Consider the following 22,219-nt stretch of genomic DNA (forward strand, 5'->3'; position numbering starts at 1 on the left):
CCGCATGTCGCACGCCGTAACCATGTCGACCGCCCCGCCGATACAGCCGCCCTGGACGGCTGCCAGGACCGGCATCCGGGCCTTCTCGAAGACCGAGAACGTCTCCTGGAGGTGCAGGACGTTGGCCCGCAGGTTGGCCCGTAGGCGACCCGTCTCGCCCTCGGGACGAGTGCCGCCGAATACTGAAAGGTCCATGCCGGCAGAAAAGTGGCGTCCGGTGGAGGCCAGCACCACCACCCGGGCCTCCCCGGAGGCGTCTAGGTCCCGCATCAGGGCCGGGAGCTCGTCCCAGAATGCGGGGACCATGGTGTTCAGTTGCTCGCCACGGCTAAGGGTGACCGTGGCGACGCCGCCGTCTAACTTGACGTCGAAGCAGGTGTAGCCGTCGCTCATGGCCCGGACGGTACCCCCGGGTTCCTCGTCCCACCCGATCGGAGCGGTGGACGCCACGGTCAACCCAGGATCGACTCGGCCACGGCCACCAGGTCGTTTTCCGGCCGGGCTCCCAGGTGGCTAATCACCTCGGCCGCAGCGATACTCCCCAGCCGGGCCGCGTGGGCTAGGTCGGCTCCCTGACTGAGGCCGTAAAGGACCCCGGAGGCGTACAGGTCGCCGGCCCCCGTGGTGTCGACAACGGCGTGGAGTTCGTCGGCCACCACTGGGATCCGTTCGGACCCGTGGACGACCAGCGACCCCTGCCGTCCCAGCGTCACAAAGGCTAGGTCCACCTCGCTGGACACGGCATCGATCGCCACGTCCACGTCGTCCACCTGGAACAGCGAGCACATCTCGTTGCCGTTGCCGAACACTACGTCCACCCGGTCGGCCAGCAGGCCCCGCCACTCGTCGCGGTGCCGGTCCACGCAGAAGCCGTCAGAGAGGGTGAGCGACACCGTCCGACCGGCGGCCCTCGCCAGATCCATGGCGTGGCGGATCGCAGCCTTGGCCTCCTCGGTGTCCCACAGGTAGCCCTCGCAGTACAGGTGGGAGGCCGACGCCACCAGGTCCGCGTCGACGTCTGCGGTCGAGAGGTGGGATGAGATCCCGAGGTGGGTGTTCATCGTGCGCTGGGCGTCCGGGGTCACCTGGATGAGGCAACGGGCCGTCGGCTCGCTCCCCGCCTCGCCCGGCACCTCAAAGCCGACGCCCACGTGGCGAAGGTCGCGCCGGAAGACCTCTCCCAGGAAGTCGGCGGCGACCTTGCCGATGTATGCGGCCCGACCGCCGAACGAGGCCACACCGACCATGGTGTTGGCCGCCGAACCCCCCGACTCCTCCAGCCCGGGTGGCATGGCGGCATAGAGCTCCACGGCCCGTGCCCGGTCGATGAGTGTCATCGAGCCCCTGGCCAGGTCGTGCTCGTCGATGAAGTGGTCGTCGACCTCGGCCAGCACGTCGACGATGGCGTTGCCCACCCCGACGACGTCGAGCGTGGCTTCTCCCACGTTGCTCCTCCCTGGTCCGGTCGATCCGCCGAACGGTCCGACGGCGGACCATCATGCCCGCTGCCGGGTCGGCGAGGGGCGTCCGGTGGGCCGGTACGCTCGCCCGCCATGTCCGACCACCGCCTTTCCCGCGACGTCCTGCCCCGTCACTACGCCTTGGAGCTGCGTCCCGACCTCGATGAGCACACCTTCACCGGGACGGTGGCTATCGACGTGGAGGTGGCTACGGCCACCGACCGGATCACATGCAACGCCGCCGAGCTCGTGGTCCTCGACGCTGCGGTCATCGTCGACGGCGAACGGACGGCCCTCTCGGCGTCGCTCGACGAGGCCGCCGAACGGCTGGTCCTGTTGGCGCCGTCGCCGCTGGCCCCCGGTAGGGCCCGCCTCGAGCTGGCCTTCAGCGGCCTGCTCAACGACCGGCTGCGGGGCTTCTACCGCAGCACGCTGGTCGGCGCCGACGGCGTCGAGCAGACCATCGCCACCACGCAGTTCCAGTCCACCGATGCCCGCCGGGCCTTCCCCTGCTTCGACGAGCCCGACATGAAGGCCTCGTTCGGCGTCACGCTGGTCGTACCGGAGGACCTCCTGGCGGTCTCCAACGGCGCAGAGGTGTCCCGCACGCCTCTCGGCGACGGCACCGACCGGGTGGTCTTCGCCGACACCATCGAGCTGTCCACCTATCTTGTGGCGTTCGTCGTCGGACCCATGGAGGCCACCGACCCGGTCGACGTCGACGGGGTACCGGTCCGGATCATCCACCCGCCGGGACGCGGCGACCAGACGGCATTCGCCCTGGAGGTGGCCGCCCACTCCCTGCGATGGTTAGCCGACTGGTACGGCATCGACGTCCCGGGAGGCAAGGTCGACCTGGTTGCACTCCCGGACTTTGCTTTCGGGGCCATGGAGAACCTGGGTTGCATAACGTTCCGTGAGGTGCTTCTGCTGGTCGACCCGGAGTCGGCCGACCAACGGGAGTTGGAGAGCGTGGCGTCGGTCCTGAGCCACGAGCTGGCCCACCTCTGGTTCGGCGACCTGGTCACCATGCGCTGGTGGAACGGCATCTGGCTGAACGAGGCCTTTGCCACCTTCATGGAGATGAAGGCGGTGGAGGCCTGGCGGCCCGACTGGGACGTGTGGGCCGGCTTCGGAGCTGCACGGGCAGCGGCGCTGGACGTGGACGCCCTGGCCTCCACGCGGCCCATCGAGTATCCGGTGGTGACCCCGGCAGACGCCGAGTCCATGTTCGACGTGCTCACCTATCAGAAGGGTGCGGCGGTGGTGAGGATGCTGGAACAGTTCCTCGGCGAGGAGGCGTTCCGGGACGGAGTGCGTCGGTACCTGGCCGACCACCTCGGGGGGAACACCGACAACGAGGACCTCTGGGTGGCACTCGAGACGACCACCGGGCAACCGGTCGGCGACCTCATGCATGACTGGATCTTCAGGGGCGGGTTTCCGCTGGTCGAGGCCACCGTCGACGACGGCAGGTGCACTCTCTCCCAGCGCCCCTTCCGCTACGACGGCCTTGACGACGGCAGCCGATGGCAGGTCCCGGTGAGGCTCAGGACCACGGCCGGCGAACAGCGGGTGCTCCTTGGCGACGACCCGGTCGTCGTGGACCTGGCGGGCACGCTCGTCACCGTCAATGCCGGTGCCGCCGGCTTCCACCGCTCCGGGATGGACGCGCCTCATGACCCTGGGCGGCTCACCGCCGTGGAACGCTCCATGACCGTCGACGACCGGTGGGCCGCCACGCTCGCTGGCAGGCACGATCCGGCAGCGTTCGCCGGGTTCGCCGCATCGTTCGTCGATGACCCTGACCTGGCCGTGTGGCAGGCCGTTCTGCGTGGCATCGGGACGCTGGACCTCGTGGCACCGGAGCGCCACCGGACGCTCGCCTCGGAGGCGGGCGGCCTCCTGACGGGCATAGTCGGTCGGCTGGGCTGGGCACCAGCCGACGGGGAGGACGACCGGACCCGGCAGCTACGGGGCGTCGTGCTCGCCGCTGCCGGCACGCTGGCCGACGACCCCGGGGTCATCGCCGAGGCGCGACGACGTTGGTCGTCCGGCGGATCCGCCGATCCGGCTGTCGACGGCGCTGTCGTAGCCGTGGTGGCGACACACGGGGACGGTGCCGACCGGGCCGAATGCCGTAGGCGGTTCGAGGCGTCGGGGAGTGCCCAGGAGGAGCAGCGCCACCTCCGGGCGCTGGCCCTGTTCGGCGGCCTGACCGAGGTGGAGGCACTCCTGGGCGAGGTCCACGACGGCACCGTCCGCACCCAGGACGCCCCCTTCCTGCTCCGGTCGCTGCTGGCCCACCGACACCACCGGGCCGTCGCCTGGCGCTCGGTCACGGACCACTGGGAGGACCTCACCGGTCGGCTGCCGTCCAACAGCATCGCCCGGATGCTCGAGGGCGTCCGGGCCCTGGTCGGAGCCGGGATCGACCCGGAGGTGGACCGCTTCCTGGACGACCATCCGGTCCCCCAGGGGGCGTTGATGGTCGCCCAGCACCGCGAGCGGCGTGGGGTCAACGTACGCCTCAGGACCCGGCTCCTGGGCTGACCCACCGCAGGTCCCGGCGGGTAGCCGTCGGATCAGGGCAGGTCGAGGTCCAGGTGGAACGACCCGTCCCGTCCCACCAGGGTCGCCACCAGGACATGGTCGCGTCCCCGTGGGTCGGTGGCCGTGCAGGCGAAGGCCTGGCCCTCGCGGGCCACCCGGGCGGCCGGTGTGCAGGCCACGACGTTCACCACGCCCAGGTCGGACTCCAGCCGGGCGGCCGCCTCGGCAGCCACGTCGACGGCGTCGACGACCTCGATAGGGGACTCCACCCGGATCCGACCGTCGATGGCAGGTCTGTGGACCAGGACCGGAATCTCCACACCGGAGAGGATCGCCGTGCAGGCCACTGGACCCAGCCTGTCGGGATCCGGATCTCCGCAGTCCACGCCCTCGACGACCTCCGGATGCTCCGGCACGAGCACGGCTGGCACCATCGCCTCGATCGCTTCCAGGTCGAAGTCGGGCGCCCCGTCGCTTCCACAGCCGGCGGCCAGCACCGACACCACGAGGACGACCGACGCGGCCCCTGTGCGATTCCTACGCCGGAGGCCCGAACCGGTCACTCCCAGGCGGAGGCGAATGCCAGGGCCTCGTCCCACGACGCCCCCGCATCCAGGAGGCCCTTGGACTGCATGACCTGCCTGGGCCGGTTCATGCCCAGGGCTGCGGTGAACCGACCGTCCCGACCGTAGAAGGCAGCGAAGCGGTGCTCGGCGGTCGAGCCCGCCACCACGCGGACCTCGTCGTCGGTGTGCGGCCTGCCGGCCAGCTGCACCTTCCGGTCGTACTGGTCGGTCCAGAACCATGGCACGGGTGCGTATGGCGTCGCCTCCTCGTCGGACTGCAGCAGCCGGCGGGCAGCGTGGACGCCCTGCTGGACTGCGTTGTCCCAGTGTTCCACCCGCATCACCTCTCCGTAGCGCGGGTTCGGCCAGCGGGCCACGTCGCCGGCGGCCGCCACGTCGGGTGCGGCCAGGCAGGTCTCGTCGCAGACCACCCCGTCGTCCAGGGTCAGGCCCGAACCCTCCAGCCAGTCGGTGTTGGGTACCACGCCGATTCCCACGACCAGCAGGTCGGCCTCCAGGGTCGCTCCGTCGGCCAGGCGCACACCGGCCAGCCGGTCGTCGCCCAGCACCTCGTCGACGCCCACGCCGGTTCGCAGGTCCACGCCGTGTCGTCGGTGGACGTCGGCCATCACGGCGCCCATCTCAACTCCAAGCACCCGTCCGAAGGGGGCTTCCAGGGCCTCCACCATGGTCACCTCGGCTCCACGGCCGATCGCCGTGGACGCCACCTCGGCACCGATGAAGCCGGCCCCGACGACGACGACCCGTCTGGCGCCGTTCGCCAGGGCGTCCCGGATGGCCTCGGCGTCGTCGCGGGTGCGCAGGGTGTGCACGCCGGCCAGGCCGACGGTCCCGGGCAGGTTCCGACACCGGGCCCCCGTGGCGATGAGCAGGCCGTCGTACGGTTCGGCGACACCGTCCACCTCCAGGGTCCGGGTGGCCACGTCGAGCCCTGTGGCCCGGCATCCGAGGCGCATTTCCAGGCCCAGGTCAGCCAGCTTCTCAGCCGTTGTCAGGGGGAGGCGGTCGTCGTCCAGGTCGCCGGCCAGGAACTTCTTGGACAGCGGTGGACGGTCGTAGGGCGCGTGGGGCTCGTCGCCGATGAGGCTGATCCGGCCTTCGAAGCCGTCGCGGCGCAGGGTCTCGGCAGCCCAGTAGCCGGCCAGGGAGGCTCCGACGATGCTTACCGAGCCACGCACCGTGGGTCAGTCCTCCACGGAGATGGCCTGCTTGGGGCAGCGCTGGACGGCTTCTGCGACGGCGGCCCGACGATCCTCGCCGGGGTTCTCCTCCAGGACGTAGAGGAAGTCGTCGTCGCGCACCTCGAATACGTCCGGAGCGATCTGCATGCATATGGCGTTGCTCTCACAAAGGTCGAAGTCGACGACTACTCGCATGGCGTCCCCTCCCGGGTCGGTTGGTGGCCCGCCCGCGGCGGCCCTGGCTGACGGTCAGATCGTAGGCAATGGCGGGCGGTCAGGGCTTGTCCGCACCGACCACCCACATGGCGAAGTACTGGGCGCCGCCGCCGTAGGCGTGGCCGAAGGCCCGTCGGGCACCATCCACCTGGTGGTCGCCGGCCATACCACGGACCTGCAGGGCGGCCTCGGCGAACCGGATCATCCCGGAGGCGCCGATCGGGTTCGACGACAGCACTCCACCCGAGCAGTTGACCGGCAGGTCGCCGCCGTCCAGGCGGGTCGCGCCCTCTTCGACCATCCGCCACCCCTGGTCCCGCTCTGCGAACCCGATGCTCTCCAGCCACATCGGCTCGAACCAGGAGAACGGCACGTACATCTCGACGACGTCGATCTCGGCCCGGGGATTCGTGATCCCGACCTGGCCGAACACGTCCGCGGCGCAGTCCCGGCTGGCCTGCGGGTCGACCTCGTCACGGCCCGGGAAGTTGTTGGCCTCGGATCGCATGGCCGTTCCGTGTACCCAGGCCACCGGCCCTGACGAGGCGTCGCCGGCCGCCTCGTCCCCCAGCACCATCGCGCATGCCCCGTCCGAGGACGGGCAGGTCTCCGAGAAGCGGATCGGATCCCACAGCATCGGCGCCTCCACCACCTGGTCGAAGGTCAGGTCGTGCTGGTGGAGGTGGGCGTACGGGTTCAGGAGGGCGTTCTGGCGATCCTTGAAGGCCACCATGCAGCCGATCAGGTCCGGGGCTCCGGAGCGGGCCATGTACTGGCGGATGATCGGCGAGAAGTAGCCGCCCGCGCCAGCGTTTATGGAGACCGAGAAGGGCTGTGGAAGCGAGAGAGCCCAAGTGGCGTTGGACTCGGACTGCTTCTCGAAGCCGACGGTCAGGACCCGTCGATGGATCCGCGCCTGGACCAGCGAGGTGGCGACCAGCGCCGTAGAACCGCCGACCGACCCGGCCGTGTGGACCCGCAGGATCGGCTTGCCCACACAGCCGAGGGCATCGGCCAGGTACAGCTCTGGCATCATCAGGCCCTCGAAGAAGTCGGGCGCCTTGCCGATCACCACGGCGTCGATGTCGGCCCAGACGAGGCCGGCGTCCTCCATCGCCCGAAGGGCGGCCTCCCGGACGAGGCCCGCTATCGAGACGTCGCCGCGGGTGGACCGGTAGTGGGTCTGACCCACCCCGAGGACCGCCGTGCGTTCGGCGCCCACCGCTACTCCCCCTCCATCACGCAGACCAGGTTCTGCTGCAGGCAGGGTCCGGACGTGGCATGGGCGAGGGCCCGGTCGGCGTCGCCCGACGAGATGCGTCGTGCGGCCTCGGCGATGCGTACCAGGCCGGCGGCCATGAGCGTGTCGGCGGCCAGCGCTCCGCCCGACGGGTTCACCAGGGTGTCGGCGTCCAGGCCCAGCTCGGAGGCCAGGATGTGCTCCTGGCTGGTCGTCGGACCGTGCAACTCGACGATGTCCAGGCGGTCGTCACCCGCTCCGGCCCTCGCCGCCGCAAGGGCGGCCGACGGAGCCCGGGTGAGGTCCCGCACGCCCAGGGCGTGGGCGTCGATGCGGTGATCGATTCCGCGGATCCATGCCGGTCGATCGCTCAGCGACCGGGCCCGGTCCCCAGCGGCGAGGACCACGACGCAGCCGCCGTCGGCCTCGGCTGCAATGTCGGATGGGCGTAGCGGGTCGGCCACCACCGGCTCGGCCATCACCCCGGCGACCGTTGCCCCGGCCGAGGCCCTAAGGGCGTTGGGGTTTCCGACGGCGTGGTGCTGGCTCCGCACGGCGATCTCGGCCAGCCCCTCGGCGCTCACGGCACCCGACTCCAGCAGCAGGCGGGCCTGCAGGGCGGCCACCGCGTGGGCATCGGGCCACAGCGGGGCCACCGTGTAGGGGTCCAGCTGCACGGCCAGCACGTCGCGCCGCGACCCGGGCGATGACTTGCCGTAGGAGTAGACGAGGGCCGTGTCCACCTCGCCCACCTGGAGCTTCACCCACGCCTCGTAGAGGGCGAAGGCCCCGTCCATCTCGACGTGGCTCTCGCTGATCGGGGGGAACGCCCCCACGGCGTCCAGCGTCTGTACGAACGAGAAGCCCTGGCCGGCCAGGAAGTCGCTGCTCCCCGAACAGGTGAAGCCGATGTCGGCCTGGGTGAGGCCGACGGCTCCCCGTGCCTCGTTGATGAGGGGCACCATGAGCTGGACGTCGGTGGTGAAGGTCAGGGCCTCCACCTGGTGCACGGCCGACGAGACCACGGCGACCTCACGCACCGCTGTCACCGCCGTCAGCGTCGTCATCGTCGGCGGCCGCCTGCTTCGCCCCCCAGGCCCGGTTCCCGGCCTCGGCGATCGGAACGTCAGGCTCACCGGTGGGCTCCCAGTGGAGGACGTTCTCGGCCGTGTCCCCAAGCTCCCCGTCGGGCTTCCACACGGCACGGACCCGCATGCCGATCCGCACGTCCTCGTTGGCACAGCCGGCAACCAGTCCCAGGAAGCCGATGTCGGCGCCGTCCAGGTGGATCCACGCGCTGACGTACGGGACCGGCAGGTCTCTGCGACCCGGGATGGGTAGGTGGGTGACGCAGAAGCTGCCCACGTGTCCGATGTCTGCCAGGTCCACCATCTCGTCGGCCACCACGCCGTTGCGCGGGTCGACGCCCCGGGGCGGTACGAACACGGCGCCGTCGACCGGCGACCGGTTTCCGAGGATCCGCTTCTCTCCGTAGGCACGCAGGTACTGCTGGGCCGCAGCGCTGGGGATGAAGTCGTACTCCAGGCGTATGGGCGTCCGTACGGATCGCACCGGTTCGACGTCGCGGATCGAGGGTGGCAGGACCACCCCTACGCCGTCGGAGGCCTCAGCGGGGATCGGCGTGTCGGTCACCGGTGCGCCGCCGTCACCTGGTCGACGGGCACGAACCCCGCCAGGTCCGTGATGTGGCCGACCCGGTCGTCCTTCCAGGCGGCCTCCACCCGCAGGCCGGTGGCCAGCCCATCGGGGGAGTCGACCATGACACCGTGGAGCATCGGCGTGTCAGCACCATCCAGGAGGACCAGGGCCAGGCCGTGGGGCACCTCCCAGGGGGATCCGGGACGGGGCGGATCCACCCACGTCCACGACACGATCGTCCCGGTGGAGGCCACCTCAACCACCTCGGTAAGCGGCTCGCTGGTCACCGGGTCGTACTCCACGGGCGGCACCATCACCGTGCCGTCGGACCGTCGGATGCCCAGCAGCACCGCCTCGCGGAGGCCGGTCAGGAAGGCGCCCACGACCGGCCCGGTGGTGCGTATGAACGGGTACTCGATGACCAGGTCGGCCCGCAGGGCTGAAGGCCCGGGCGCGTCCGGTCCGGTCATCGCTCGACCGGGTCCATGGCCGGCATCTCCCTGGTCCGCCTAGAAGTCGACGACCTGGCGGATGACGTCGGCATCGCCCATGCATGCCATGGCGTCGTTGATCTCGTCGATGCGGATCCGACGGGTGATCATCCCGTCCAGGTCCAGGCGTCCGGCCTTGTACAGGCCCAGGAAGCGGTTGAAGTCGGTACGCACGTCGGCCCCGCCGTACATCGAGCCGATGAGGGTCTTCTCGGAGAAGAACATCTCGAAGGCCGAAAGCTCGAAGGTCTCCTCGGCGCGACCGACGCCCACGATGCAGCAGGTGCCTCCCCGCCGGGTCATGTCGAAGGCCTGCCGCATGGTGGTCGGCATGCCGATGCACTCCATGGTGAAGTCGAAGCCCTCACCGCCGGTCACCTCGGCGACCGCCCCCGGCAGGTCGTCGGGCACCACGCCGTGGGTGGCACCGAACGCCTTGGCCCGGTCCAGCTTTCCCTCGTGCAGGTCCACGGCCACGATCGCGGACGCTCCGGCGATCCGGGCACCCTGGATGGCCGCCACGCCGACCCCGCCGGCACCGATGACCAGCACCGACGAGCCGGGGGTGACCTTCGCCGTGTTGAGGGCGGCACCCACGCCGGTCGTCACGCCGCAGCCGACGAGGGCGGCCACGTCCATGGGGATGTCGTCGTCGATCTTCACCGCGGCCATGCCGGGCACGATGGTCTCCTCTGCGAAGGTGCCGCAGCCGGTCATGGCGCCGACCACCGTGTCGCCTCGTCGGAACTGCGGGTTGGAGCCCATGGCGATGAGCCCGTTGATGCACAGGTTGGGCTGGCCACGGCCGGTGCAGAACGGGCAGGTGCCGCACGGCGGGGAGAAGGCGATGATCACGTGGTCACCGGGGGCCACGTGGGTGACCCCGTCACCAACGTCGGTGACCACGCCGGCACCCTCGTGGCCCAGCACGGCGGGCGGGGCCTGCGGGATGGTGCCGTTCATGGCAGACAGGTCGGAGTGGCAGACGCCGCTGTGGGCGATCTTCACCTTCACGTCGCCGGGCGCCAGGTCCCTGAGGGTCACGTCGTCGGCGACCACCAACTCCTCGGTCGGGCACTCCATGAGGATCGCTGCGAGCATTGGGTCTCCCCCTCGTCCTACGGCATCGGGCCCGACGCCGCTGACGGTCAAGGTACCGGCCGTCGGCGGCGGGCGTGAAAGCGGACGGCTGGTCGTCTTGGGTGGGCCGGGGGCTAGCGTCGCCGCGTGGACCTCCGGGTGACCCGCTATGAGACCATCGGCTCGACCGGCATCATCTTCCTGTCGAGGCCGGAACGCCGAAACGCCTGGACCGGACGCATGCACACCGAGTACCGGTGGCTCCTTGCCGAGGCCGAGGCCGACCCGGCGGTCCGGGTCGTGGTGGTCACCGGGGATCCGGCAGGCGGTGCGTTCTGCGTAGGCGCCGACGCCAGGGCGCTCGACGGCCACATCGCCAAGGGCGGGTACGACCCGGGCACGACCCCGGATATACCCATGCCTGGCTTCGGGGTGCACCCGGCGTTCGACGCCGACTTCGCATACCACTTCGGCCTTACCACGCCGGTGGTGGCTGCCGTCAATGGGGCGGCCGCCGGGGTCGGGCTGGTGCTGGCCTGTTTCGCCGACCTGAGGCTCGCTGTGCCGGGGGCCAAGCTCACCACCGCCCACGGAAAGCTGGCCCTTCCGGCCGAGTACGGACTGTCGTGGTTGCTCCCCCGCCTGATCGGGCTGGGGCGGGCCAACGACCTGCTGCTGACCAGCCGGGTCGTGATGACCGAGGAGGCACACGGGATGGGCCTGGTGAACGGGCTGTCGGACGGTCCAGACGTGCTGGCCCACACCCTCGACTGGATAGAGGAGTACCTGTCTCCTGTGGCCCGATCCAGCCTCGCGGCGACCCGGCGGCAGGTCTACACCGACCTCCACCGGGACGTGGCGGCCTCGGTGACCGAATCGCTCGACCTGCTGGACGACCACATGCGCACCGGGGACTACGCCGAGGGTGTCCGGGCACTGGTGGAGAACCGGCCGCCGGACTTCGCCTGAACCGGTCCGGCTGAACCTGGATGCTGGACGGCTGCTACCCCTCCAGGTTCCGGTCCGCCACGACGATCCCGTCCTCGTCGGCCCACAGCCACATGCCGGGGACCAGGTCGACGCCCCCCACGCTGACCGGCACGTCCCGGTCGCCGGCACCCCGCTTCACGCTCCGCCGAGGGCTGGTCCCCCGGGCCCTGATGCCGACCGTGGCCCCGCGGAGTTCTCCCGCGTCGCGTACACAGCCGTCCACGATGATCCCGGCCCAGCCGTTGTGGTCGGCCAGCATCCCCAGTTCTCCCCCCACGAGGGCACAGCGGGTCGACCCGCCACCGGCGATGACCAGCACCCGACCGGCACCGGCCTCCTCGAGGGCCCCGCGCACCAGTGAGTTGTCCTCGAAGACGGCCAGGGTGGTGACCGGGCCCCAGAACGAGACTGCGCCGCCGTACGATCCAAACCCGCCGTCCATGACCCGGATGTCGTCCCCATGCTCGTCGCAGATATCCGCAGTGGGGATCACGTCGTCGGTCCTCCGATGAACTCGTACAGGCGCCCCTTCGGCCGACCCACGCAGGCCACCAACTGGCCGTCGCCCGACAGGTCACCCCGAACCAGCACCGGTCGCTGGAGGAGCGCCTTGCGACGGGCCAACAGGTCGACCACAGCTGCGGCATCACCGACGTAGTCGCCCTCCACCAGGTCCAGCTTCCGGAACTGCGAGTCCTTTCGCACCAGGTCCTCGACCGGCCCGTCCAGGCCGTCGGCTATGCGCCCCAGGAGCAACTCGTCGGGCGGCTCCTTCATGTAGAGCACGATGTCCACGTCGACTCCCAGCTCCTCGGCGACCGCCAAGGCGTTCTTGGAGGCGTGTCAGTGCGGGTTGTGGAAGATGGTCAGTTCGGCCATGCAGTGGCTCTCCATTCTGCGTTCGGTCAGTCGAGGTTCTCCAGGTGGGCCCGCAGGTGGGTACCCGCCTCGTCCGTCCAGCCCTTGGACCGAGCGTAGGCGACCATCCCGGAGAAGCCCTCGTCCCAGTCGTCGTCGGTGCGTCCGGCCAGCCAGTGCCGAACCGCAGCTTCTGCGATCCAGAGGTGCCCACCGTCGGGACGGGTGCCCTCTCCCATGGTGGCCGCCAGTTCGGCGGTGGAGAACCCGACCGGCGCCTCGACGTGGAAGTCGGTGAACACCGTGTGCTCGTCCACACGCACCTCGCCGGCCGTGTCGACCCGGATGATCATCGGTCCACCGTCACGCTAGAACCCACGCCAGATCGGATCGCGGCGTTCGCGGAAGCTGGCCAGGCCCTCCCGCGAGTCCAACGTGTGGGAGTTCAGCTCCACGGCCCAGGCCTCGTTGTCCTCCAGCGTCCGCCGGTCCACGTCCAGGGAGCGGTTCACCAGCCACTTCGTGAGCATGAGGCTCCGGGTCGGCCCGGCGGCTAGGCGCTCCGCCCATTCGGTGGTGGCGGCCACCAGGTCGTCGCCGGGAACCACCCGGTTGCACAGCCCGATGCGAAGGGCCTCCTCTGCGGGGATGTCCTCGGCGAAGAACATGAGCTCCCTGGCCTTCTGCAGGCCGACCAGGCGGGGAAGGATCCAGGCCCCGAGACCGTCGGGCACCAAGCCCCTACGGGCGAACACCTCGATGAACTTCGCATGGTCGGCCATGACCACCAGGTCGCAGCACAGGGCCAGGTGTGCTCCCACCCCCGCAGCCGTGCCATTCACCGCTGCGATGACGGGCAGCTCGCAGTCCAGGATGGCGGGCATCAACTTGAGTTGGCCGTCCAGCATCATGCGCCTGGACTCGCCCACCGCCGACTCGGGGGCGCCATCCGGCCGGGGGGCGGGCTCCCTGCGAAGACTGATGTCGGCCCCCGGGCAGAACAGCTTCCGGCCTGTCGCCGTGATCACCACCGCCCGGGCCTCGAAGCGGCCGTTCAGGCCGTTGACCAGGGAGGCCATCCGGTCCCGCATGCCGGGCGAGATGGCGTTGCCCTTCTCCGGGTTGTCGATGGTGATCCAGGCGACCTGGTTCCGGATCTCAAACCGGATCAGTTCCTCGAGGCCTGCTTCGCCGGCGGTCATTCCACCGACGGTAGCCCGCCGGGCATCGGAGCCTGCCAGACGGGTCCACCTGGGGCCGGAAACGGCCTGACGGGTCAGACGGCGTCGGAGCCGCGCTCGCCGGTCCGTATGCGGACCAGGTTGCCCACGTCGGTCACCCAGACCTTGCCGTCACCGATCTTCTCGGTGCGGGCGGCTGCCACCACGGCATCCACGACCCGGTCGGAGAGGTCGTCGTCGACCACCACCTCGACCCGGGTCTTCGGCGTGAAGAGCACCTTGTACTCAGTCCCCCGGTACGTCTCGCTGTGGCCGCCCTGTCGGCCGAATCCCTGGACCTCGCTCACCGTCATTCCCTGGACGCCCAGGGCGGCCAGGCCGTCCTTCACGTCGTCGAGCTTGAAGGGCTTGATGACCGCCGTTACCAACTTCACGTCCCGCCTCCCGGTAGGTATCTCGCAGGCCCCACTGTTGGGTCCTTCGGTTGATACATAGCATCGCTTGTACCATATTCAGTGGCAAGAATATGGCACATATCTGACATTTACTCCTCATTTGTATCATTACGATACTCATTCGACCGGCTAGCGTGGCCACCATGCCCACCCCGTCCATCGCCGAGTTCACCGACGCATCGGGACGCCGTCGCCGCCTGGTGGTCCGCCTCGACCCGACGGCCTCCGTGCCGCTTTATGAACAACTCCGGGCCCAGGTCTCGGTGATGGTGGCCGTCGGGCACCTAGAACCCGGATGTCGTCTCCCCACGGTCCGCCACCTCGCCGACACGCTGGACCTGGCGCCAGGCACCGTGGCCCGGGCCTACCGCGAGCTGGAGCGGGACGGGGCCCTGGTCGGGCAGGGTCGACGCGGCACCTTCGTATCCGACGAGCCGCCGCATTCCGAACCGTTGCGCCAGCGCCGGGAACGCCTGGCAGGTGCCGCCGACCGGTTCGCCTTCGAACTCCGGCAACTCGGGGTGGATGCCGACGAGTCCCACCGGTTGCTGGACGAGGCCATCGCCCGAACCGCTGCCGACGAGGTGGGCACCAGAGTCTGACCGGGTATGCGGTGCGGTCGGTCAGTCTCGGTGGCCGAACACCGGGGCCGGATCGGGGGCGCCAGCGATCGAACGGTGGACGGCCTCGCCCACCTCGGCCACCTCGAAGCGACGCTCCCCCACCGAGGCCACCGGGCCGTGCTGCCAACCGTCACAGACGTTCAGGCTCCCACCAGACGCCTCGAACACCCGACCTGTCACGTCGCAGTCCCTGCTCCCCAGCCACACCATCAACGGGGAGACGTTGGCAGGGTCCTTCTCGTCCCAGCCCTCGGGTACCCCGGTGTCGTAGATGACACCCTCGGTCATCCGGGTACGGGCGTCGGGTGCCACGCCGTTCACGAGCACGCCGTACCGGCCCCATTCGGCAGCCGCCTGCACCACCAGCAGGGCGATGCCCGCCTTGGCCGCCGCGTAGTTCCCCTGACCGATGCTCCCCATGAGACCAGCCCCCGAGGACGTCATCACGACCCGGGCACCGACCTCCTCACCCGACTTGGACCGGTCCCTCCAGTGGGCGATGGCGTGGCGGGCCGGAGCGAAGTGCCCCTTCAGGTGTACCCGTGTGACCGAATCCCATTCCTCCTCGCTCATGTTGGCCAGCATGCGGTCACGCAGGAACCCGGCGTTGCAGACGAGGGTGTCCAGGCGCCCGAAGGCATCGACGGCCTGGGCCACCATGGCCGCAGCCTGCTCCCAATCGGCCACGTCGGCGCCGTTGGCGACTGCTTCGCCGCCCATCGCCTGGATCTCCGCTACCACATCGTGGGCGGGCCCTTCGGCCGGATCCCCGCCGTCCCGGGAGACGCCCAGGTCGTTCACCACGACCTTCGCCCCCTCGGCGGCGAACGCCAGGGCATGGGCCCTGCCCAGGCCGCGACCGGCACCGGTCACGATCACCACGCGTCCCTCACAACTACCCATCGGCCTGAGCCCTCCGGCCTCGTCCTCCTGGAGATCCGATCGCAACCCTAGGGAGTGGCCGGGAGCAGCCGGCAACCGGACCGAGATGCGTTCCGTAGCACGACGATCTCCTGCCAGCCGTCACCGGGTCAGCCGGCGACCCGCACCTCGCCGACCACCACACCGGCGAGGTTCACCAGTCTCACCGGCGCCGGGTCCCCGAGCCGGCCGTAGCGGGCCAGGAGCCACTCGATGGCGACCTCAGCCGCTCGACGGGCACCGTCGCGGACCTTGAGCGCAAGCCCCAGGCCGTCGGCGGGGAGCACGGCACCGAAGACGCCCTCGGCCCCCGTCTTGACCACCGTGCCGCCGGTGGCCGTGGCGATGATCCGGGTGCACGTACGTACGCTGCCCGCCACGTGGAACGGCTCGCTGCGCATCGCGGAGAGCAGGCGATGGGCCGACGAGCCGTCCGGTTCTGAGCCGAGGGCCGCCCAGCCGGCGGCCAGGCGGTCCAGGGGCATGGCCCAGGCCGGAATGCCGCAGCCGTCCACGCCCGGTTGGACCGTAGTCAGGTCCACGCCACAGGTGCGCTCGATTGACGGGGTCACGTGGTCGGCCTGGAGTGGATGGCCGGGCTCGAGGTAGCCGTCGAGAGGCAGGCCGAGGTGGCGCAGGATGGTCAGGAAGCCGACGTGCTTGCCCGAGCAGTTGTTGTGGATGGCCGTGGGGTCGCCGCCGCCCGACGCCAGCGCCGTGGCTGCCGACTCCGACAGGGGGACCTGGGCCCCGCATTCCAGGGCATCGGAGTCCAGGCCCAGCCTGGCCAGCCACGCTGACACCCCGTCCACATGGCCCCGCTCCCCGTCGTGGCTGGAACAGGCCAGGGCCAGCTCGACGTCGGTCAGGCCGAAGGCGTCGGCGGCACCGGTCGACACCAGGGGGAGGGCCTGGATCGGCTTGATGGCCGAGCGGGGCATGACCTGACGCCTCGTGTCACCCCAGCCATCGACGATCCGACCGGACGTGTCGACGAGGACAGCGTCGACCTCGTGCAGGCTCTCGACCCGACCGCCGCGCGTTGCCTCGACCACGAGCGCCCCGCTCACCCTGGGATCACGCGGGCACGGCCTCCATGGGGTCGATCATCGCAGGCCCGGAGCAGCGGGGTCCATGGATCCGGGCGTGCAGTTCGTCGACGGTGCGGCTGGCCGTCGTCTCGAACAGGGCGGGCACCACGGCATGGATCGCAGCTGCGAGGGCAGCCCGGGCGAGCAGGCCCGAGGCCGACAGTGCAAATCGGGCATGTCGGGCCCAGGACTCGCCGACCGTTTTCGGGTGCTCGGTGAAGACGTCGATGACCGTCATGGACTGATCGTACGTACAACCGCTCGACACCATCCTGCGTTTGCGCGCCCACAGGCGATGATTACGCATTTATTTCGCTGTTATTACATCTATTATGCACTATTCTCTTTTCATGGACGCAATCGATAGAGATCTGGTGCGCCTACTCCAGGAGGACGGTTCGCTCTCGGCCGGCGAGCTGGGCGAGTCCGTGGGGCTGGCCGGCACCTCCTGCTGGCGCCGGGTCCAACGACTCCAGCAACAGGGCATCATCACCGGACGGGTGGCGCTCGTGGACCCGGCAGCGGTCAACCTGGGGGTGGCTGCCCTGGTCGAGATCCGGACGCACGACCACTCTTCAGCCTGGCTGGACCGCTTCACGACCGGCATCGGCGAGTTCCCGGAGATCGTCGCCGCATGGCGGACCAGCGGCGAGGTGGACTACATGCTCCGCGTGCTGGTTCCGGACATCGCCGCCTACGACGCCTTCTACAAGCGCCTCATCAGGCGGGTGGACCTGTTCGACGTCCGCACGATCTTCGTAATGGAGGAACTCAAGTACACCACCGCCGTCCCGTTGGACTACGCCTTCGGAGGTTGACCCCCCGGATCCGGGCGATGCTCAGCGGGTGACGCCGACCACGGCACCGGCCGTGGCCTGCACGAGGTCCTTCGGCTTCACCGGGAACACCGAGTTGGGCGTGCCGGCGGCCGCCCACACCTCGTCGAAGTCCATGAGATGTGGGTCGACGACGGTACGCAACGGGACGGTGTGGCCCAGCGGAGGCGTACCGCCGATGGCGAAGCCGGTCGCCGCCCGCACCTCGCTGGCACCGGCGATCCGGATCTCGGTGCCCAGGTACGAGGCCAGGCGCTCCTCGTCCACCCGCCGGCCCCCGGAGCAGAGCACTAGAACCGGACGGACGTCGGCCATGAACACCAGCGACTTGACGATCTGGTCGACGTGGCATCCCACGGCCGCTGCCGCATCGGCCGCCGTTCGGGTGCCCTCCGGGTAGCTCTGGACCTCGACCTGCAGCCCGGAGGCCTCCGCCTCCTCGGTGAACCGCTCGATAGCCTCGGAACGACGGCCCATACTCGATCGACTCCTCGGTCATCGGCGGGACGATCGAGCCGTCCACCCCGAACGAATGGTTCAAACGATCCTAGGGTGCCGGTGGCACACCGACCCAGTCCGGAGACCGATCTCCGGTGGGGCCACGTACTACCGTCCGCCCATGGACGACCGACTGCTCCTGTACCACAACCCGGGCTGAGGGAAGTCCAGGGGCGCCCTCGACCTGCTCGAGGAGCGTGGCGTCGAGTTCGACGCCATCGAGTACCTGAAGGACCCGCTGGACCGGGAGGCCCTCGAGTCGATACTCCGCCTCCTGGGCGTCCGGCCGGCCGACCTTGTCCGACGGGACGCCGCCTTCGACGACCTGGGGGTCGACCCGGCGACCCTGGTCGACGCCGACCTCGTCGTCGACCTGCTGGTAGAACACCCCAGGCTGATGCAGCGTCCGATCGGCGTCCGGGGCGACCGGGCCGTCATCGCCCGGCCGGCCGAGCTGGTCCTCGACCTGCTCGACACCTGACCTCCCAGGGGCCCACCACGTGCTGCCACGGATCGTCGCCGAGGCTGCCCGACGCTTCGGCGACCGGGCCGCCTTCCGATTGCCGTCGGGTGCCCCCCTCTCCTACCGGGCGCTGGACAGGGCGTCCGACGAGGTGGCGGCTGGGCTGGCGGCCCGCGGGCTCGGGGAGGGCGACGTCCTCCTGCTCTCGCTCCCGTCGGGTCCGGAGTACGCGGTGGCCTACCTGGCTGCCGCCAAGGTCGGCGCTGTCACCGCCGGCGCCAATCCCAGGCTCCGGGCCCGGGAACGGGGCCTCGTGGCCGATGCCGTCGGCCCGAGCCTGGTCCTGGCCACCGAGGCGCTGACCGTTGGGCTTCCGGACGACGTGGCCGTCGAGGTGGTGGCCCCGACCGATGACCCGGGACGGTTGCTCGGGCCGCTCCGCAACGTCGACCACGACGTCCTGAACCTCGTCGAGGACGCCGGACGGCCGGTCTGCATCTGCTTCACCTCGGGGTCCACCGGCGACCCACGTGGCGCCTGGTTCACCAACCGCCAGCTCGTGGCCATCGCCGGGATGGACTCGGGCGGGGCCTGGGGGTCGGGCGGACACCTCGTGGCCGGAACCGCGTTCGCCCACGTCGGCGTGATGACAAAGCTCCCCTGGCAGCTCGCCTCGGGTGCCACCAGCCACGTCATGGACCGTTGGGACGCCGGACGTCTTCTCGACCTAGTCGAGCGCCACCGCCTCCCGGCGGTCAACGGCGTCGCCGCCCAGATCGCCCTGCTGCTCCGACACCCCGGCTTCGACGACCACGACCTGTCCAGCGTCAGGGCCATAGTGGTCGGCGGCGGCCCGTCGACTCCCTCGCTGGTCGACGAGGCCCGGCGGCGCTTCGACGCCCCCTACTCCATCCGCTACTCATCGACCGAGTCTGGGGGCATCGGCCTCGGGACCTCGCTGGACGCCGATGACGACGAGGCCCTCCACACCGTGGGCAGGCCCCGCCCCGGCGTCGAGGCCGAGGTCCGGAATGACGGTGGCAGCCCGGTGGAGGCCGGCGAGGTCGGCGAGCTCTGGCTCCGGACGCCCAGCGCCATGTCGGGATACTGGGGAGACCCGGTGGGCACCGCGGCCACCCTCGTCGACGGCTGGCTCCGGACCGGCGACCTGGCCCACGTCGACCGGGCCGGCTGCCACCACCTGGCCGGCCGGGTCTCGGAGATGTTCATCCGGGGCGGCTACAACGTGTACCCGCTCGAGGTGGAGGCCGTCCTGGGTACCCACCCCGGCATCGACCAGCTGGCCGTGGTACCCCGCCCCGACGAGGTCCTGGGCGAGATAGGCGTGGCGGTGGTCGTGCCCGCCGATCCCGACCACCCGCCGACGCTGGACGACCTCGTGGCCCACGGCCGACCCGACCTGTCCTCCCACAAGTTGCCGGAGGCCCTCCGGATCGTCGACAGGCTGCCGCTCAACTCCGGCGACAAGCTGGATCGCAGGGCGCTCGCCGCCGACGAGGCGGGAGAGCGCCCCGACCGGTGAGCCCCCTGGTTCAGCGCCGACCCCTCCTACCCCGGGCCGCCTTCCGGGACCGCACGACCTCCCGCTCCCGCTGGGTGGCAAGTTCGTCGCGGAGCGCCCGATACCGGACGACCCTCCGAACGTCGACGCGGCCTGCCGCCACCTCGGCCCGGACCGCACAGTCCGGCTCCGACAGGTGGGAACAGTCGCTGAACCGACAGTCGGCGGCACGCTCCTCCAGGTCACCGAAGACCCTCGCCAGGGACTCCTCGGCGTCCCAGATCCCCACGGCCCGGATTCCCGGCGTGTCGATCAGCAACCCACCGGCGGGGCAACGGATGAGCTCGCGACTCACCGTGGTGTGGCGGCCCCTCGAGTCGCTGGACCGGACCTCGCCGGTCGCCAGCAACTCCTCGCCGATCAGGGCATTGACCAGCGTCGACTTGCCCGCACCCGACTCGCCGAGCAGGGCAACGGTTCGACCCCGGCCCAGGAGCGCCGCCACATCCGGTAGCCCCTCGTGCCCATCGGATCCCATCCCAACCGTCAGGACCCGTACCTCCGGAGCCAGGGCCCTCACCACGGCGGCCACCTCCACTGCGACGGCCTCGTCCCGGTCGGCCTTGGTCAGCACCACGGCCACCTCGGCTCCGCTGTCCCAGCCCACCACGAGGAAGCGCTCGAGGCGCCCGGGCGGCAACGGTCGGTCCAGGCCGTGCACGATCAGGACCAGGTCCACGTTGGCCACCAGCACCTGCTCGACGTCGGCCTCCGAGGGATCACGCCGCGACACGGTGTTGGTCCGATCCAGTATCCGCCCGATGACGGGTCCGAGTTCCGGGTCGTCCACGGCTACCACCCAGTCACCGGTCGCCGGCGCAACCAGGCCCTGGGCGCGCTGCGAATCAGAGAATGCCCGGATCCGACCCTCGGCGGTCACCACGTCGCACTCGCCGCGGTCCACCCGCACGATCCGTCCGAGCCGACCGTCGGACGGCATCGGACCACCGTGCCATCCGTAGTCACCCAGGTCGATGGTCATCGACGAGATGTTACGACCACCACGCCGGAGCACCCGTCCGTCGAGGGGGGCGGAAGCGTCAACCCAGGCGCAGGGTCTCGAGGGGCTCCAGGCGGGCCGCCTTGGTCGACGGGTAGAGCCCGGCAACAACGGCCACGCCGACCGACACGAGTGCCCATACGACCAGCCCCACCATGGAGAGGACCATGGTGTACCCGCGCTGTTCTGCCACCCCCCACACCACACCGGCGCCCACGCCGGCGCCCACGATCCCTCCCAGCACGCCCACCACCAGGGCCTCGAAGAGGAACTGGATGGCGATGGTCCCCCGGCTGTGGCCCAGCGCCCGACGGATGCCGATCTCCGAGGATCGCTGGATCACGGAGATCGACATGACGTTGGCTATCCCCACACCACCCACGATCAGCGCCAACCCGCCCATCATCTTGGTCAGGTTGTTCAGGCTCTCGTCCACCTGGGACTGGGCGTCGAGGAGGTCGGTGGGCACGGATGCGTTGGCGCCATCCGGGCCTCCGAGGCTCACCACGGTCGGAATCTCCTCGGCCACCAGCCTCGTATTGACCGGCGCACGCACGTAGAGGCGGCTGGGATCCGGATCGACCAGTCCCCAGTCGTCGACCGCGCTGGTGAAGGTCAGGAAGACAGCCGAGTCCATGGAGGGCTCCAACAACACGTAGTCGAGCACCCCGATCACGCCGTACTCCAAGCCGTTCAGGAGGATGGTCCGCGGTTCACCCCGCATGTAGCCGTACTCGTCGGCCAGATCCCGACCGATGACCGCCGCCCGGGCCCCCGACGACTCATCGAAGTCGTTCAGGAAACGTCCGCTCACGAGGGGGACCTCGAGCGTCGCCGGCAGGTCCAGGCCGCTGGCGATGACGGGTACCGGGAAGGCCCTGTAGTAGTCCTCGGCGCCGGCGAAGGGCACGGTCACGATGTCGGACATCTGCCGGGTCCCGGTGACCGCTACGACGTCGGGGAGCCGCTTCACCCGGCCCACGGCGGCGGCCTCGATGACGGGAGCCTGGCCGAAGCCCAACCCGGACGATGCGTTCACCACGATCAGGTCGGTACCCAACTCCTGGAGCTTGGCCTTCAGGTGCCCCTTCTAGCTCTCGTTGATGCCGATGGCGGACACGATGGCCGCAACGCCCAGCACCCGACCCAGCATGATGAGCACGGTCCGGACCTTGCGTGCCGTCAGGCCGGCCACCGCCACCCCGATGACCTCCCTGAGCCGCCTCACGACCGCTCCACCGACGCATCCGACAC

The 22,219-nt window shown here is 70.2% G+C and carries 27 protein-coding genes; 5 read left to right on the plus strand and 22 right to left on the minus strand.

Annotation, left to right across the window (positions count from 1 at the left end):
* The coding region (locus tag MK177_09145) for an enoyl-CoA hydratase-related protein (protein MCH2427482.1) at positions 1 to 393 on the minus strand (393 nt) is incomplete at its 3' end.
* 59 nt (positions 394 to 452) lie between these two features.
* Entirely contained in the window at positions 453 to 1,445 is a 993-nt protein-coding gene (locus MK177_09150) for an adenosine kinase (protein MCH2427483.1), read from the minus strand.
* A 108-nt stretch (positions 1,446 to 1,553) separates the two neighbouring features.
* On the opposite strand from MK177_09150, the gene MK177_09155 reads away from it, so the two are divergent.
* Entirely contained in the window at positions 1,554 to 4,013 is a 2,460-nt protein-coding gene (locus MK177_09155; protein ID MCH2427484.1) for a M1 family metallopeptidase, read from the plus strand.
* Positions 4,014 to 4,045: 32 nt separating this feature from the next.
* On the opposite strand, the gene MK177_09160 is transcribed toward MK177_09155, so the two are convergent.
* From MK177_09160 to MK177_09195, 8 genes are all read right to left on the minus strand, one after another.
* Positions 4,046 to 4,516 (minus strand): hypothetical protein, encoded by a 471-nt coding sequence (locus MK177_09160; GenBank protein ID MCH2427485.1) that lies wholly within the window; start codon positions 4,514 to 4,516, stop codon positions 4,046 to 4,048.
* Between the two features lie 56 nt (positions 4,517 to 4,572).
* Complete coding sequence (locus MK177_09165) at positions 4,573 to 5,778, minus strand: FAD-dependent oxidoreductase (protein MCH2427486.1); 1,206 nt, start codon at positions 5,776 to 5,778, stop codon at positions 4,573 to 4,575.
* A 6-nt stretch (positions 5,779 to 5,784) separates the two neighbouring features.
* Positions 5,785 to 5,976 (minus strand): ferredoxin, encoded by a 192-nt coding sequence (locus MK177_09170; GenBank protein ID MCH2427487.1) that lies wholly within the window; start codon positions 5,974 to 5,976, stop codon positions 5,785 to 5,787.
* Between the two features lie 79 nt (positions 5,977 to 6,055).
* Entirely contained in the window at positions 6,056 to 7,219 is a 1,164-nt protein-coding gene (locus tag MK177_09175; GenBank protein ID MCH2427488.1) for a thiolase domain-containing protein, read from the minus strand.
* 2 nt (positions 7,220 to 7,221) lie between these two features.
* Entirely contained in the window at positions 7,222 to 8,304 is a 1,083-nt protein-coding gene (locus MK177_09180) for a lipid-transfer protein (GenBank protein MCH2427489.1), read from the minus strand.
* Entirely contained in the window at positions 8,270 to 8,890 is a 621-nt protein-coding gene (locus MK177_09185) for an OB-fold domain-containing protein (GenBank protein ID MCH2427490.1), read from the minus strand. The genes MK177_09180 and MK177_09185 overlap by 35 nt, the downstream gene beginning before the upstream one ends.
* Positions 8,887 to 9,366, minus strand: coding sequence for an OB-fold domain-containing protein (locus MK177_09190; protein MCH2427491.1), 480 nt, complete (start codon positions 9,364 to 9,366; stop codon positions 8,887 to 8,889). Before MK177_09190 ends, MK177_09185 begins: the two co-directional genes overlap by 4 nt.
* A 39-nt stretch (positions 9,367 to 9,405) precedes the next feature.
* Positions 9,406 to 10,488 (minus strand): Zn-dependent alcohol dehydrogenase, encoded by a 1,083-nt coding sequence (locus tag MK177_09195; GenBank protein MCH2427492.1) that lies wholly within the window; start codon positions 10,486 to 10,488, stop codon positions 9,406 to 9,408.
* 126 nt (positions 10,489 to 10,614) lie between these two features.
* Between MK177_09195 and MK177_09200 the strand changes: the two genes are divergently transcribed.
* Entirely contained in the window at positions 10,615 to 11,436 is an 822-nt protein-coding gene (locus tag MK177_09200; protein ID MCH2427493.1) for an enoyl-CoA hydratase-related protein, read from the plus strand.
* Positions 11,437 to 11,470: 34 nt separating this feature from the next.
* Here MK177_09200 and rraA read toward each other — a convergent pair whose 3' ends face one another.
* The 5 genes from rraA to MK177_09225 form a co-directional block, all read right to left on the minus strand.
* Positions 11,471 to 11,950, minus strand: coding sequence for a ribonuclease E activity regulator RraA (gene rraA / locus MK177_09205; protein ID MCH2427494.1), 480 nt, complete (start codon positions 11,948 to 11,950; stop codon positions 11,471 to 11,473).
* Entirely contained in the window at positions 11,947 to 12,282 is a 336-nt protein-coding gene (locus MK177_09210; protein ID MCH2427495.1) for a hypothetical protein, read from the minus strand. The genes rraA and MK177_09210 overlap by 4 nt, the downstream gene beginning before the upstream one ends.
* Before the next feature lie 80 nt (positions 12,283 to 12,362).
* Entirely contained in the window at positions 12,363 to 12,668 is a 306-nt protein-coding gene (locus tag MK177_09215) for a hypothetical protein (protein ID MCH2427496.1), read from the minus strand.
* 15 nt (positions 12,669 to 12,683) lie between these two features.
* Positions 12,684 to 13,517: an enoyl-CoA hydratase/isomerase family protein gene (locus tag MK177_09220; GenBank protein ID MCH2427497.1), complete on the minus strand. Its 834-nt coding sequence runs from the start codon at positions 13,515 to 13,517 to the stop codon at positions 12,684 to 12,686.
* A 74-nt stretch (positions 13,518 to 13,591) separates the two neighbouring features.
* Positions 13,592 to 13,930, minus strand: a complete 339-nt coding sequence (locus tag MK177_09225) for a P-II family nitrogen regulator (GenBank protein MCH2427498.1) — start codon at positions 13,928 to 13,930, stop codon at positions 13,592 to 13,594.
* Positions 13,931 to 14,094: 164 nt separating this feature from the next.
* On the opposite strand from MK177_09225, the gene MK177_09230 reads away from it, so the two are divergent.
* Entirely contained in the window at positions 14,095 to 14,553 is a 459-nt protein-coding gene (locus MK177_09230) for a GntR family transcriptional regulator (protein MCH2427499.1), read from the plus strand.
* 21 nt (positions 14,554 to 14,574) lie between these two features.
* Here MK177_09230 and MK177_09235 read toward each other — a convergent pair whose 3' ends face one another.
* The 3 genes from MK177_09235 to MK177_09245 form a co-directional block, all read right to left on the minus strand.
* The gene (locus MK177_09235) at positions 14,575 to 15,477 is read right to left on the minus strand and encodes an SDR family oxidoreductase (GenBank protein ID MCH2427500.1); all 903 of its coding nucleotides are present in this window, start codon (positions 15,475 to 15,477) and stop codon (positions 14,575 to 14,577) included.
* Between the two features lie 128 nt (positions 15,478 to 15,605).
* A complete protein-coding gene (locus MK177_09240) occupies positions 15,606 to 16,565 on the minus strand; it encodes an asparaginase (GenBank protein ID MCH2427501.1) in 960 nt (319 codons plus the stop codon).
* A gap of 7 nt (positions 16,566 to 16,572) precedes the next feature.
* Complete coding sequence (locus tag MK177_09245; GenBank protein MCH2427502.1) at positions 16,573 to 16,824, minus strand: DUF6356 family protein; 252 nt, start codon at positions 16,822 to 16,824, stop codon at positions 16,573 to 16,575.
* Between the two features lie 112 nt (positions 16,825 to 16,936).
* Here MK177_09245 and MK177_09250 point away from each other — a divergent pair, with 112 nt between their 5' ends.
* The gene (locus tag MK177_09250) at positions 16,937 to 17,404 is read left to right on the plus strand and encodes an Lrp/AsnC family transcriptional regulator (GenBank protein ID MCH2427503.1); all 468 of its coding nucleotides are present in this window, start codon (positions 16,937 to 16,939) and stop codon (positions 17,402 to 17,404) included.
* Between the two features lie 21 nt (positions 17,405 to 17,425).
* Here MK177_09250 and MK177_09255 read toward each other — a convergent pair whose 3' ends face one another.
* Together MK177_09255 and MK177_09260 are read right to left on the minus strand one after the other, a co-directional pair.
* Entirely contained in the window at positions 17,426 to 17,899 is a 474-nt protein-coding gene (locus tag MK177_09255; protein ID MCH2427504.1) for a YbaK/EbsC family protein, read from the minus strand.
* Between the two features lie 70 nt (positions 17,900 to 17,969).
* A complete protein-coding gene (locus MK177_09260) occupies positions 17,970 to 18,308 on the minus strand; it encodes a hypothetical protein (protein MCH2427505.1) in 339 nt (112 codons plus the stop codon).
* A gap of 112 nt (positions 18,309 to 18,420) precedes the next feature.
* On the opposite strand from MK177_09260, the gene MK177_09265 reads away from it, so the two are divergent.
* Positions 18,421 to 19,926, plus strand: coding sequence for an acyl--CoA ligase (locus tag MK177_09265; protein ID MCH2427506.1), 1,506 nt, complete (start codon positions 18,421 to 18,423; stop codon positions 19,924 to 19,926).
* A 10-nt stretch (positions 19,927 to 19,936) separates the two neighbouring features.
* On the opposite strand, the gene rsgA is transcribed toward MK177_09265, so the two are convergent.
* Together rsgA and MK177_09275 are read right to left on the minus strand one after the other, a co-directional pair.
* Positions 19,937 to 20,947, minus strand: a complete 1,011-nt coding sequence (gene rsgA / locus MK177_09270; GenBank protein ID MCH2427507.1) for a ribosome small subunit-dependent GTPase A — start codon at positions 20,945 to 20,947, stop codon at positions 19,937 to 19,939.
* A 58-nt stretch (positions 20,948 to 21,005) separates the two neighbouring features.
* The gene (locus MK177_09275) at positions 21,006 to 22,004 is read right to left on the minus strand and encodes an FtsX-like permease family protein (GenBank protein MCH2427508.1); all 999 of its coding nucleotides are present in this window, start codon (positions 22,002 to 22,004) and stop codon (positions 21,006 to 21,008) included.
* Between the last annotated feature and the right edge of the window lie 215 nt (positions 22,005 to 22,219).

This window comes from Acidimicrobiales bacterium (assembly GCA_022452145.1).
Classification (GTDB): domain Bacteria; phylum Actinomycetota; class Acidimicrobiia; order Acidimicrobiales; family MedAcidi-G1; genus UBA9410.